This window comes from Nakamurella flava (genome assembly GCF_005298075.1).
In the GTDB taxonomy this organism is placed as follows: domain Bacteria; phylum Actinomycetota; class Actinomycetes; order Mycobacteriales; family Nakamurellaceae; genus Nakamurella; species Nakamurella flava.
This window is the reverse complement of sequence record NZ_SZZH01000001.1, coordinates 452703-465450: the sequence shown is the minus strand read 5'-3', so window position 1 is coordinate 465450 and position 12748 is coordinate 452703. Positions and strand designations below refer to the sequence as shown.

Below are 12748 nucleotides of genomic sequence, written 5' to 3'. Positions count from 1 at the left end.
GACGGAGATCGACGGGGCTCCGTCAGCCGAACGGATCGTTCTCCGGCAGCCGCAGGTCCGGCTTGTCCAGTTCCTCGACGTTAACGTCCTTGAACGTCACCACCCGCACGTTCTTGACGAAGCGGGCCGGCCGGTACATGTCCCACACCCAGGCGTCCGACATCCGCAGCTCGAAGTACATGTCACCGTCGGGGTTGCGGATCTGCAGATCGACCGCGTTGCACAGGTAGAACCGCCGCTCGGTCTCCACCACGTAGGAGAACTGCCCGACGATGTCCCGGTACTCCCGGTACAGCTGCAGTTCCATCTCGGTCTCGTACTGCTCGAGGTCCTCAGCGCTCACGCGGGCGATTCTCCCCTCCGTGCGGGGCCGGTTCCGCCCGGCCCTCCTCGAATCCGATCGGAACGTCGGATCCGCCGAACAGGCCCGGGTCCTCACCGGGCAACCGCCAGCTCCGGCGGTGCACCGGGGACGCACCCCAGCGCCGCAGCGCCGCCGAATGGTCCGGCGTGCAGTAGCCCTTATTGATCTCCAGGCCGTAGGCCGGATGCCGCTCGGCCAGACCCACCAGCAGGCGGTCCCGCTCGGTCTTGGCCAGGATGCTGGCCGCGGCGACCGCGGCGCACGTCATGTCCGCCTTGATCCGCACGTGGACGGCCGGAGCCGCCGGACCGGTGACGGCGGGCGCGTCGAACAAGCCCTCGGCGTCTCCATCGGGGCCGTCGTCCTCGGTGCCGGCCGGCCGACGGGGCGTGAGGTAGTTGTAGTTGCCGTCCAGCAGGACCGCATCCACCGGTGCGGCGAGCTGGGCCAGCGCGCGCTCCCCCGCCAGCCGCAACGCGACCATGATGCCGTGCTCGTCGATCTCCTCCGGGCCGGCATGGCCGACGCCGAAATCCGCGGCCCACCGGCGTACGGGGGTAACCAGGGCGTCCCGCGCGGCCGGGGTGAGCAGCTTGGAGTCCCGCAGGCCGGTCGGGACCCGCCCGACCGTCTGGGTCACGACCACCACGCCGACGGTGACCGGGCCGGCCAACGCGCCCCGCCCGACCTCGTCCATCCCGGCCAGCCGGGTCACGCCGCCGGAACGGAACAGTTCCTTCTCCACCCGCAGATGCGGGCGACGGACCACCGGGGCGCCCTTGCGGGCCGCCGGGGACCGCCGGCTCCGGACGGCCGGCGGGTTCCGCCGCACCGGATCGGCCGGCGGCGGGCTCGCCTCCACGTCGGCGACCGGGTCACCGAGATCCAGGTCACCCCATCGGGTGTCGATCAGATCAGTCACCTGCGGTCAGCCACCCGGAGTGGGGATGCCCGCCTGGGCGTCGATGTCGGGATCGTCGATGGTCCCCCACCGGGACACCGGCATCACGATGAACACGGCCTTGCCGATGACGTCGTCCACCGGCACCGGCCCCTGGCACTGGGCGCCGGAATCAGCCGGCATGCCCTGACAGCCGTACGAGGAATCCGCCGAATTGGACCGATGGTCGCCCATCATCCACAGCTGCCCCGACGGGATCGTCACCGGCCCGAAGCAGCGGCGCGACATCGGGACGGTGGTGCAGTCGAGCTCACCCGGAGTGAACGCCAGCGGTTCGTAGATGTAGGGCTCGTCCAGCGGCTTGCCGTCCACCGTCACGTTCCCCTGGGCGTCGCAGCACTGCACCGTCTGCCCACCGCTGGCGATCACCCGCTTCACGAAATCCTTCTCGTTGGGCGGGGCGATGCCGACCACCGAACCGGCGGACTGCAGGAACGACTGGAACCAGTTCGTCGGCTGCGCGATCCGGGTCTCCGGTGTCCAGTTCGGCGGACCGGCGAACACGACGACCTCCCCCGGCTTCGGGTCCCGGAAGTCGTACAGCACCTTGTTGGCCAGGATGCGATCGCCCCCGGAACTGGCGCCGTGCAACGTCGTCTCCATCGAACCCGACGGCACGTAGTAGACCTTGACCAGAAACGTCTGGATGAGGAACGTCAACGCGAAGGCGACGACCAGCAGGACGGGGAGTTCCACCCAGAACGGCCGACGCTTCTTCTCCCGCCGCACTGGCTCCGTCGTGGTCGCGGCGGCCGCGGCCGGGACAGCCGGTTCGGCGGCCGGCGGCGGGGACGACGGGGCCGGGGAGTCAGCAGGCGCGGCACTCGCCGGGGTCGCCGCCGGCCGGGGCTCGCCGAAGAACCGATCGGCCGCGGACTGCGACTCCGTCTGCCGACGGGTCGGCACGTCCTCCAGATCCTCGTCGTCGACGATCCGGCGGACCGGCTCCCGCCCTCGGCCGTCCGCTGTTCCCCCCGGCCCCTGCTGCTCGCTCATCACGGTCAGATTACGTCGCCCGCCGGGCGGAACGGGCCCGCCGCACCCATCGGTCGCCCGATACGACACGCCGGCGTCGTAACGACGAACCGCCCGGAGCCAACAGGCTCCGGGCGGTTCAGGTGCTTCAGCTCCGGCTCAGCGCAGACGTTCGCCTCGCGCTTCGCTTCGCTCCTCGGCGCCCAGGGGCGCCTGCGGGTGCTCGCTCGCTGCGGCTCAGCGCAGACCTTCGCCTCGCGCTTCGCTCCGCTCCTCGGCGCCCAGGGGCGCCTGCGGGTGCTCGCTCGCTGCGGCTCAGCGCAGACCTTCGCCTCGCGCTTCGCTCCGCTCCTCGGCGCCCAGGGGCGCCTGCGGGTGCTCGCTCGCTGCGGCTCAGCGGCCGGGACGCTTCTCCTTGACCTTGGCCGCCTTGCCGCGCAGATCGCGCAGGTAGTACAGCTTGGCGCGACGCACGTCACCGCGGGTCGCGACCTCGATCTTCTCCAGGTTCGGGGAGTGGACCGGGAAGGTCCGCTCGACGCCGACACCGAAACTGATCTTGCGGACGGTGAAGGTCTCGCGGATGCCGCCGCCCTGGCGACGAATGACGTGCCCGGCGAAGACCTGAATACGGGAGCGGTTGCCCTCGATGACCTTCACATGCACGCGGACCGTGTCACCGGCGCGGAACTCCGGGATGTCGGACCGCAGCGAGGCGGCGTCGAGCGAATCAAGCGTGTTCATCGTGATGGTCCTTCGTGTGGCATCCGGGCGGGGCAATCGGTCGGCAGGTGCGCGCAGACGCCTGCCCCGTACTCGGGATGCCGCAGCGGCGCATCTGATCCGGTGACGACCGGGGCCCGCTCGGCCCGCACCGATCCGCTCGTCGAGGACGATGGATCTGGGTGCGGCAGGTGTGCCGGCGCACCGGCAACCGTTCTAGTCTGCCAGATCGCCCGGTGGATCGGAAATCCGTGCGGCCAGGACGGCCCGGTCGCGGTCGTCCAACTCGGCCGTGGCGAGCAGGTCCGGGCGGTGCGCCGCCGTCCGGCGCAGGGACTCGTCCCGCCGGAACCGGTCGATCGCCGCATGGTTGCCGCCGAGCAGTACCTCCGGTACCGGCAGGTCCCGGTAGACCGCCGGGCGGGTGTACGACGGGGCCTCCAGCAGGCCGCCGAGGTGGTCGGCGAACGAGTCCTCCCCCGCTGACCGCGGGTTGCCCAGTACGCCGGGCACCAGTCGCAGCACGGCTTCCAGGACGACCAGGACGGCGACCTCGCCGCCGTTGAGAACGTAGTCGCCGATGGAGATCTCGCGCACCGGGAGGCGGCGGGCCGCGTCCACCATGACGCGCTGGTCGATCCCCTCGTACCGACCGCAGGCGAAGACCAGGTGCGGCGCGGTGGCCAACTCGGCGGCGACAGCCTGGGTGAACGGCCGGCCGGCCGGGGTGGGCACGACCAGGATGGGTGGTTCCTCCGCATCGGCGACGACGGAGTCCAGCGCCCGCCCCCAGACGTCGGGCTTCATGACCATGCCGGGGCCGCCCCCATAGGGGGTGTCGTCGACGGTGCGGTGGCGGTCGGCGGCCCAATCACGCAGGTCGTGGACGGCCAGCGACACCCGGCCGTCGGCGATCGCCCGGCCGGGCAACGATTCGCGAAGAGCGTCCAGGTAGCGCGGGAAAATGGTGACGACGTCGATGCGCATGCGGGTACGGACGTCGCCTCAGGCGAACATGCCGTCGGGCGGGACGACGGTCAGTCGTCCGGCGGCGAGATCGATGTCCGGGACGATGGCGCTCACGAACGGGACCAGCTCGGCGCTGCCGTCGGGGCGACGCACCAACAGCACCGGGGCGGCCGGCGGGTGCAAGACCTCGTCGACGATGCCCAGCGCCGTGCCGTCCTCGGTCACCACGCTCAGCCCGATGAGCTGGTGGTCGTAGAACTCCTCCGGGTCGTCCGTCGGCGGGAGCGCGTCGACCGGGACGGTCAGCACGACCCCGCGGATGGACTCGGCAGCGTCACGGTCGTCGATCCCGGCGAAGGAGAGCACCCAGGCGGTTCCGTTGGACCGGGACGCGGTGACCGTCAGCGGACCGGCGGACGCGGGATCGGTGTCGAGGACGGCGCCGACGGCGAATCGGTCCTCGGGATTGTCAGTGGTGGGTCGGAGGGAGACGGCACCTCGGACCCCGTGGGGACGACCGATCCGGCCGACGACCACCTGCGTGGTCGCGGCCGGATCGGGTCGCTGATCGTTCACGTACTACTCGCGGACGGCGGGGCCGGTCAGCGGTCGGTGTCGACGACGTCGACCCGTACCCCGCGGCCACCGACAGCGCTCATGACGGTGCGCAGTGCGGTGGCGGTCCGACCGTTCCGGCCGATGACCTTGCCCAGATCGTCCGGGTGGACGCGGATCTGCAGCGTGCGCCCACGACGACCGGTGACCAGCTCGACGCTGACCTCGTCGTCGTGGTCGACGATGCCCCGGACCAGATGGTCCAGGGCGTCCTCGAGCACACTCACTCGGCAGCCTCGGCCGGCGCGGCCTCGTCGGCAGCCTTCTCGGTCTTCTTGCGCTTCGGCGTGGTCGCCGAGGAACCGGTGTCGCCACTCTCGGCGGCGGCCAGCGCGGCCTCGTACAGGGCCTTACGGTCGACCTTCTCCGGCTGCGGCTTCAGGGTGCCCTCGGCGCCCGGCTCACCCTTGAACTTCTGCCAGTCGCCGGTCACCTTCAGCAGGGACTGGACCGACTCGGTCGGCTGCGCGCCGACACCCAGCCAGTACTGCACGCGCTCCGAGTCGATCTCGATGACGCTCGGCTCGGCCTTGGGGTGGTACTTGCCGACGGTCTCGATGGCCCGGCCGCTACGGCGGGTGCGGGCATCGGCGACGACGACACGGTAGAACGGCTCGCGGATCTTGCCGAAGCGGGCGAGCTTGATCTTGACAGCCACGGTGGGAAACGACTCCTTGGATGATGACGCGGGCGGTCGGTACGGCCGCAGGTCGACCCCGCGTGGGGATGCGGGCGACACAGGCAACTGCACAGACCAGTGGCGGCCATCTTCCGGAGAGAGGGGCCGGAGGACAGCCGTGACCGGACTATTCTGCCAGACTCCGCCCGTCCCACCGAACCGTCCTGGTCGGAGAGTCGAGGAGCACACCGTGACACTCGCCAACAACGAGACCGGACCGGGGCGTCGGTTCTCCTGGCCCCGGTCGGTGCTGCTCGGTGCGGTGGTCGCTGTCGCCTACTTCGTGATCAACCTCGTGTTCGGCCTCGTGCCCGGGGAAGTGTGGTTCCGGGCCGCCACCGCGGCGCTGTTCGGTGTGGTCGCGGCCGTCGGTTGGCGGTTCGGCTGGGGCAATGCGCGGTGGCGTTCGCCCCGGTCCCGGGGCTAGCGACGCACCACGGGCCGCCGCCGCCCCGCACGGCCCGCCCGCTCAGTGACCGTGCGGGCCGTACCCGTGATCGTGCGACTGCGCGTGACCAGTGGCATCGGCTGCGGCGAACCCGGCGCGGATGACCCCGGCCCGCACCACCGCCCGCGGTGCCCGCAGCGCGGCCAGGTCCAGGCCCGGGTCGTCGTCGTAGACCACCAGATCGGCCGGGTCACCGGGCTGGTAGCTCCGTAGACCGAGGAACGCTCGGGCCGTGTGCGACCCGGCGGCCAGCGCGGACCGGGCGGACATGACCCGACCGAGCGCGACCATCTCGTCGACCAGCCGACCGTGCGCGATGTACCCGCCGGCGTCGGTGCCGGCGTGGATCACCACCCCGGCCTCGGCGGCCGCCCGCAGCGTCGCGTCGGAGCGGGCGTGCAGGTCACGGATGTGCGCGGCGTACAGGGGGAACCGGCCGGCGGCGTCGGCGAAGGACGGGAAGTTCTCGATGTTGATCATCGTCGGGACCAGGTGCACTCCCTGGTCGGCCATCGTGGCCACGGTGTCCTCGGTCAAACCGGTGCCGTGCTCGATGCAGTCGATGCCGGCGGCCAGCAACCCCGGCAGGGCGTCCTCGCCGAACACGTGGGCGGTGACCCGGGCCCCGGCGTCGTGAGCGGCGGCGATCGCCTCGACCAGTACGTCGTCCGGCCAGATGGGCGCGAGATCGCCGATCCCCCGGTCGATCCAGTCCCCGACGATCTTCACCCAGCCGCCGCCGTAGGCGGCCTGCCGCCGCACCTCGGCGACCAGGTCGGCGCCGGTGTCCACCTCCACACCGAGCCCGCGGATGTACCGCTTGCTGCGGGCGATGTGCCGACCGGCCCGGACGAGCACCGGCAGATCGTCCCGGCCGACCAGCGGCCGGGTGTCGGTCGGCGAACCGCAGTCCCGCAGGGCGAGTGCACCGGAGGCCAGAGCCGTCCGGGCCTGATCCTCGGCCACCCCGAGTTCGACCGGCCCCTCGGTCGAGTAACCGACGTGACAGTGGGCGTCGACCAGGCCGGGCAGCACCCAGCCCGTCAGCGTGATCGGGTCGGCCACCGGCCCGTCGACGAACACGCCCGCGGCGGCCCACAGCTCGACCGGCTCGCCGGTGGCCGCGTCCACCCCGCTGACGTGCAGGTTGGGCACCGAGACCATGGCCGACGTCATGAACGCGTCAGTTCTTGGGGAACTTCAGCTTGCTCGGATCGAAGCCGGGTGGCAGCTGGTCCAGGCCGGGGAACTGCGGGGCACCGGCTCCCCCACCCATCCCCGGCGGCAGGCCCGGCATCCCCGGCGGCATGCCCATCCCGGGCGGCAGGCCCTTGACCTTGGCCTGGGTCGGCCCACGACCGGTGGTCCGCTTGCCGGTCTTGCCCTTGCGGCCCTTGACCTGCTTGCGGTTCGACGGACGTCCGCCTCCGAGACCGAAACGGCCGGCCATCGACGACATCATCTTGCGGGCCTCGAAGAACCGGTCGACCAGCGAGTTCACCTGCGCCACCGTGGATCCGGACCCCTTGGCGATGCGCTGCCGGCGGGAGGCGTTGATGATCTTCGGGTCGCGCCGCTCCTGCGGGGTCATCGACAGGATGATCGCGGCGGTGCGGTCGATGTCGCGGTCGTCGACCCCGGCCAGCGCCTCCTTCATCTGCCCGGCGCCGGGCAGCATGCCCAGCAGGCCACCGATCGGGCCCATCTTGCGGATCATCTGCATCTGCTGCAGGAAATCGTCCAGCGTGAAGTCGTTGCCGACCAGCTTGGCCGCCATCTCCTCGGCCTGCTCGGCCTCGAAATGCTGCTCGGCCAGCTCGATCATGCTGAGGATGTCGCCCATCCCCAGGATCCGGTTGGCCATCCGGTCCGGGTGGAAGGTGTCGAACTCGGTCAGCTTCTCGCCGGTGGAGGCGAACATGATGGGGGCGCCGGTGACGTGCCGGACCGACAGAGCGGCACCACCGCGGGCGTCGCCGTCGAGCTTGGTGAGCACGACGCCGGTGAAACCGACCCCGTCGCGAAACGCCTCGGCGGTCTCGATGGCGGACTGGCCGATCATCGCGTCGATGACGAACAGCACCTCGTCGGGGACGACCGCCTCGCGGATGGCCACCGCCTGAGCCATCATCTCGGCGTCCACGCCGAGCCGGCCGGCGGTGTCGACGATCACGATGTCGTGCTGCTTGACCTGCCCGAACTGCACGCCGCCCCGGGCGACGGTCACCGGGTCGCCGACGCCGTTGCCCGGTTCGGGGGCGTAGACCGGCACGCCGGCCTGCTCGCCCACCACCTGCAGCTGCGTGACGGCGTTCGGACGCTGCAGGTCGCACGCCACCAGCAGCGGCGCGTGGCCCTGCTTGCGCAGCCACAGGGCCAGCTTGCCGGCCAGGGTCGTCTTACCCGAACCCTGCAGACCGGCCAGCATGATGACCGTGGGCGGGTTCTTGGCGAACTGCAACCGGCGGGTCTCGCCGCCGAGGATGCCGATGAGCTCCTCGTTGACGATCTTGACGACCTGCTGGGCGGGGTTCAGCGCAGCCGAGACCTCGGCACCCGTCGCCCGCTCCTTGATCCGGGCCACGAAGGCCCGCACCACGGGGAGCGAGACGTCGGCCTCGAGGAGGGCGACCCGGATCTCCCGGCAGGTGGCGTCGATGTCCTGAGGGGACAGTCGGCCCTTGCCGCGGAGGTTGGTGAGGATCGCTCCGAGGCGATCGGACAACGTATCGAACACCCCGAAAGGTTATCCGAGGCGAGGCACCGGCAGGCGCCGCCCGGGCCGGTCGATAGACCCGGACGGCGCCCCTTCGGCCAGGATCAGGCCAGGGCGGCCTGGATGGCCGCCGCCGTCTCGCGCGCCGTCGCCGGCGACAACGGCCCGCCGTCGGGCCCCCGGAGGTAGAAGACGTCGACCGCCTCCGCCCCGAGGGTGTCGACCCGGGCGGCGTGCACGTCGATCCCGGAGCCGGCCAGGTGGGTCGTCACCGCGTAGAGCAGACCCGGGGTGTCGTGGGCCCGGACCTCGAGCACCGTGGACGCCGCCGAGGCGTTGTCCACCACCGTCACGGACGGGGGCGCGGTGACCCCCCGCCGGGCCGGGGCGGTCCTCTTGGCCAGCCGGGCCCGGACGTCCAGACTGCCGTCGAGCGCCTTGACCAGATCCGACCGCAGCATGTCCGCGGCGGGCGGGTCACCGAACTCCGGAGCCACCGACCAGGTCTGCAGACCGACCCGGTCGACCGTCCGGACCGCGGCTCCCCGCACCGTCAACCGGTGCAGGGTCAGCACGGCGGCGGCCGCGGCCAGCAGACCGGACCGGTCCGGCGCGGCGATGGTCACCCGCACGACGCCGGTCGCCGGCTCGATGACCACCCCGATACCGCCGTCCCGGACGTCGGCCGAATCGATCAGCTCCTGCTCCACCGCGGTCATCGGCGTCGGTTCGGCCGGGGGCTGCCCGGCCAGGGCCCGCCGGGCCCGGGTGACCAGGTGGGCGATCTGCCCCGCTTTCCACGTCGACCAGGCGGCCGGCCCGGCGGCCTGCGCGTCGGCCTCGGTCAGGGCGTGCAACAGCTCCAGGGTGAGCACGTCGCCGACCGCGTCGACGATGGCGGTGACGGTCGCCGGGTCGTCGGGATCGCGACGGGTGGCCGTGTCGGAGAGCAGCAGGTGATGACGGACGAGGGTGGTGATCACCGCGCGGTCCGCCTCGCCGACACCGAGCCGCTCGAGCCACGGGCCGATCATCTCCGCGCCGACCTCGCTGTGGTCGCCGGGGAGCCCCTTGCCGATGTCGTGGAAGATCGCGGCCAGCAACAGCAGGTCGGGTCGGGCCACCCGCCGCACCGAGGCGGCCGCGTTGACCGCGGTCTGCATCAGGTGGCGGTCGACGGTGAAGAGGTGGATCGGGTCGCGTTGCGGCAGCGACCGCAGCCGTTCCCAGCCGGGCAGCAGCCGGGCGATCAGCCCGGCCTGGTCGAGGTCCTCCCAGGCGGTGATCATCGGCTCGCCGGTCCCCAGCAGCGCGAGGAAGGCATCCAGCGCCGCCCGCGGCCAGGGTTCGGGGAGCGGCGGGGACATCTTGGCCAGCCGCAGCACCGTCGCCGGCGACACGGGCAGCGATGCCTGGGCCGCCGCGGCGGCGGCCCGCAGGGCGAGGGTGGGATCGGTCGCCGGGTTCACCCCCCGGGCCAGCACCGCCTCGCCGTCCTGCTCGACGATGCCGTCGGCCAGCGGCGTGCGTTCGGCCCGCCGGACGAACATCCCGTCGACCTGGGTCACCCGGCCCCGGGACGGGTTGAGCGCGCGGTCGACCCGATGCCACGTGAGATCGCTGGCGTGGTCGACGGTGCGGGCGATGGAGGCGACGTGCCGCAGCAGGACGTCCCGGTCGTCGAGGCCGAGCATCTCGGCGACGGCGTCCTGGTCCTGGACCTGCAGCCGGTCGGTCGCGCGCCCGGTGAGCGTCTGCACGGCGTCCCGGACGTTCAGCAGCGCCATCCGCGCCTCTTCGAGGCCCTGGTGCGGGCAGTCCGCCACCCACGACGCGGCCACGGCCCGCATGACCACCAGGTCGCGCAGACCGCCGCGGGACTCCTTGAGGTCCGGGACGGTGGCGAAGGCCAGCGAACCGGAACGGTCCTCCCGCTCGCGGCAGGAGGCCCGCAGGGCGCCGAGCCGTTCCTTGGCGTCGGCCCGCCAGTCGGCCAGCACCCGACGGTGCAGGGTGCTCGCGAGCTCCGGGTCGCCGGCGATGTGCCGCAGGTCGAGCATGCCCAGCATGGCCGGCAGATCGGTCCGGGCCACCTGCCGGGCACCCCCGACCGACCGGACCGAGTGGTCCAGCCGCACCTTGGAATCCCAGATCGGGTACCACAGCCGTTCGGCCAGCATCCCCGCGTACGACGCGGGCGTCTCGGTCGAGTGCAGCAGCACCAGGTCGAGGTCCGAGGCCGGCGACAGTTCACCGCGGCCGTAGCCGCCGACCGCGACCAGGGCCACGCCCCCGACGTTGACCCCGGCCTCCTGGGCCAGCTCGGAGAGCCACCCGTCGGTCAGCCGGGACAGTGCCTTGCGCCGGGCCGGGCCGGTGACCCCGGTCCGGCTCAGCAGTTGCGTCCGCAGTTCGGGGAAACCGCCCGCCGTCCCCACAGGCGAATTCGGCATGGTGCGTCGAACGCTCACTTTCCGTGTTCGGAGGGTGAAAGACAGGAGGTCCGGCCCGAAATTCCGGGCCGGACCTCCGTGATCACGGTCAGAGTGCTTCCGGACCCTTTTCGCCGGTGCGCACGCGGACGACGTTCTCGACCGTCGACGTCCAGACCTTGCCGTCACCGATCTTGCCGGTGCGGGCGGCCCGCACGATGACGTCCACGACGTCGTCGCTGTCCTCGTCGTCGACGAGGATCTCCAGACGCACCTTGGGCAGCAGCTCCACGGTGTACTCCGCACCCCGGTAGACCTCGGTGTGACCGCGCTGGCGGCCATACCCGGAGGACTCCGACACGGTCATCCCCTGCACACCGAAGGCCAGCAGCGCGGCCCGGACCTCGTCCAGCTTGAAGGGTTTGATGACGGCGGTGACCAGCTTCACGCGTTCACTCCTTGCGACTTGTTGCTCAGCGGGTGGCTCAGGACTCCGGACACACCGGCACCGGAGGCGGGCTCGATGTCGTACGCGGCCTCACCGTGGGTGGTGACGTCGACGCCCTCGACCTCGTGCTCCTCGGGGACACGCCAGCCCATCGTGTACTTCAGGGCCAGGCCGATGATCGCGGTCATAACACCGGAGATCGCGACGGCGATCAGCGCGACCAGGGTCTGCGTGATCAGCTGGGTGAAGCCGCCGCCGTAGAACAGGCCCTGGGCCGCGCCTTCCGGCGCGAAGGTCGACTGACCGTCGCCGCCGAAGGTGGCGAAGAAGCCGATGAGGACGGTGCCGATGAGGCCACCCACCAGGTGGACGCCGACGACGTCCAGCGAGTCGTCGTAGCCCAGCTTGTACTTCAGACCCACGGCCATGGCGCAGACGGCGCCGGCGACGAGGCCGATGGCCATGGCGCCGATGACGTCGACCGCGGCGGCGGCCGGGGTGATGGCGACCAGACCGGCGACGATGCCCGAGGCGGCACCGAGGCTGGTGGCGTGCTTGTCCCGGATGCGCTCGACGATCAGCCAGCCCAGGGCGGCGACCGCGGTGGCGACCAGGGTGTTGACCCACGCCTGGCCGGCGGTGCCGTCGGCGCCGAACTCGGAACCGGCGTTGAAGCCGAACCAGCCGAACCACAGCAGGGCGGCGCCCAGCATGACGAACGGCAGGTTGTGCGGCTTCATCGGATCCTTGCCGAAGCCGCGGCGCTTGCCGATGATCAGCGCGAGGACCAGGCCGGCCATACCGGCGTTGATGTGGACGACCGTGCCGCCCGCGAAGTCGATCGGGGTGGAGATGTTCGTGGCGACGAAGCCGGTGCCACCGAGGATGCCACCGCCCCACACCATGTGCGCGATCGGGGCGTAGACCAGGGTCATCCAGATGGCCGAGAAGACCAGCCAGGTACCGAACTTCGCCCGGTCGGCGATGGCGCCGGAGATCAGGGCGACGGTGATGACGGCGAAGGTGGCCTGGTAGCCGACGGCCACCGTGGCCGGCACGCCGGTCGAGATCATCAGGCTGTCGGCGTCGGTCAGGCCCTTGAGGGCGAAGAACTTGGTCGGGTCACCGATGATGCCGCCGAGGCCCCCGTCGAGGGAGGCGAAGGTCATCGAGTAGCCGTACAGCACCCAGAGCGGGGCGACGACAGCGAGAGCGCCGAAGCTCATCATCATCATGTTCAGCACGGACTTCGAGCGGGTCATACCGCCGTAGAAGAAGGCCAGCGCGGGTGTCATCAGCAGGACCAGGGATGCCGAGGTCAGCATCCAGGCGGTATTCCCGCTGTTGAGTTCGAACTCCATCAAGCCTCCAGGCTCGTCCGGTGGCGGGCGAACCTCGGTGCCCGCCTTTCAGCGGCA

General features: G+C 71.5%; 14 protein-coding genes. 1 reads left to right on the top strand and 13 read right to left on the bottom strand.

What is annotated here, in order from left to right; translation table 11 throughout:
• Positions 1–22 precede the first annotated feature (22 nt).
• The 8 genes from FDO65_RS02150 to rpsP form a co-directional block, all read right to left on the bottom strand.
• Positions 23–343 carry a DUF2469 domain-containing protein gene (locus FDO65_RS02150; protein ID WP_137447836.1) on the bottom strand — a complete coding sequence of 107 codons (321 nt, stop codon included), beginning with the start codon at positions 341–343 and terminating at the stop codon, positions 23–25.
• On the bottom strand, positions 333–1286 hold the full coding sequence (locus FDO65_RS02145; RefSeq protein ID WP_240757371.1) for a ribonuclease HII: 954 nt from the start codon (positions 1284–1286) through the stop codon (positions 333–335). Before FDO65_RS02145 ends, FDO65_RS02150 begins: the two co-directional genes overlap by 11 nt.
• A 6-nt stretch (positions 1287–1292) precedes the next feature.
• Complete coding sequence (gene lepB, locus FDO65_RS02140) at positions 1293–2321, bottom strand: signal peptidase I (RefSeq protein WP_137447835.1); 1029 nt, start codon at positions 2319–2321, stop codon at positions 1293–1295.
• Between the two features lie 372 nt (positions 2322–2693).
• Positions 2694–3044, bottom strand: coding sequence for a 50S ribosomal protein L19 (gene rplS / locus FDO65_RS02135; protein ID WP_137447834.1), 351 nt, complete (start codon positions 3042–3044; stop codon positions 2694–2696).
• Between the two features lie 195 nt (positions 3045–3239).
• Positions 3240–4010, bottom strand: coding sequence for a tRNA (guanosine(37)-N1)-methyltransferase TrmD (trmD, locus tag FDO65_RS02130; RefSeq protein WP_137447833.1), 771 nt, complete (start codon positions 4008–4010; stop codon positions 3240–3242).
• A gap of 18 nt (positions 4011–4028) precedes the next feature.
• On the bottom strand, positions 4029–4568 hold the full coding sequence (rimM, locus tag FDO65_RS02125; RefSeq protein ID WP_137447832.1) for a ribosome maturation factor RimM: 540 nt from the start codon (positions 4566–4568) through the stop codon (positions 4029–4031).
• Between the two features lie 26 nt (positions 4569–4594).
• The gene (locus FDO65_RS02120) at positions 4595–4834 is read right to left on the bottom strand and encodes an RNA-binding protein (protein ID WP_137447831.1); all 240 of its coding nucleotides are present in this window, start codon (positions 4832–4834) and stop codon (positions 4595–4597) included.
• Positions 4831–5265: a 30S ribosomal protein S16 gene (gene rpsP / locus FDO65_RS02115; RefSeq protein ID WP_137447830.1), complete on the bottom strand. Its 435-nt coding sequence runs from the start codon at positions 5263–5265 to the stop codon at positions 4831–4833. The genes FDO65_RS02120 and rpsP overlap by 4 nt, the downstream gene beginning before the upstream one ends.
• Positions 5266–5476: 211 nt before the next feature.
• Between rpsP and FDO65_RS02110 the strand changes: the two genes are divergently transcribed.
• Complete coding sequence (locus FDO65_RS02110; RefSeq protein WP_137447829.1) at positions 5477–5713, top strand: DUF4175 domain-containing protein; 237 nt, start codon at positions 5477–5479, stop codon at positions 5711–5713.
• A gap of 42 nt (positions 5714–5755) precedes the next feature.
• Here the strand turns inward: FDO65_RS02110 and FDO65_RS02105 are convergent, their stop codons facing one another.
• The 5 genes from FDO65_RS02105 to FDO65_RS02085 all read right to left on the bottom strand — a co-directional run bounded on the left by FDO65_RS02105 (position 5756) and on the right by FDO65_RS02085 (position 12691).
• On the bottom strand, positions 5756–6910 hold the full coding sequence (locus tag FDO65_RS02105) for an amidohydrolase family protein (RefSeq protein WP_240757370.1): 1155 nt from the start codon (positions 6908–6910) through the stop codon (positions 5756–5758).
• A gap of 7 nt (positions 6911–6917) precedes the next feature.
• A complete protein-coding gene (ffh, locus tag FDO65_RS02100) occupies positions 6918–8471 on the bottom strand; it encodes a signal recognition particle protein (RefSeq protein WP_137447828.1) in 1554 nt (517 codons plus the stop codon).
• A gap of 83 nt (positions 8472–8554) precedes the next feature.
• Entirely contained in the window at positions 8555–10903 is a 2349-nt protein-coding gene (locus FDO65_RS02095; protein ID WP_137447827.1) for a [protein-PII] uridylyltransferase, read from the bottom strand.
• Positions 10904–10991: 88 nt separating this feature from the next.
• On the bottom strand, positions 10992–11330 hold the full coding sequence (locus FDO65_RS02090; protein ID WP_137447826.1) for a P-II family nitrogen regulator: 339 nt from the start codon (positions 11328–11330) through the stop codon (positions 10992–10994).
• Complete coding sequence (locus tag FDO65_RS02085) at positions 11327–12691, bottom strand: ammonium transporter (RefSeq protein ID WP_137447825.1); 1365 nt, start codon at positions 12689–12691, stop codon at positions 11327–11329. Before FDO65_RS02085 ends, FDO65_RS02090 begins: the two co-directional genes overlap by 4 nt.
• Positions 12692–12748: the final 57 nt, after the last annotated feature.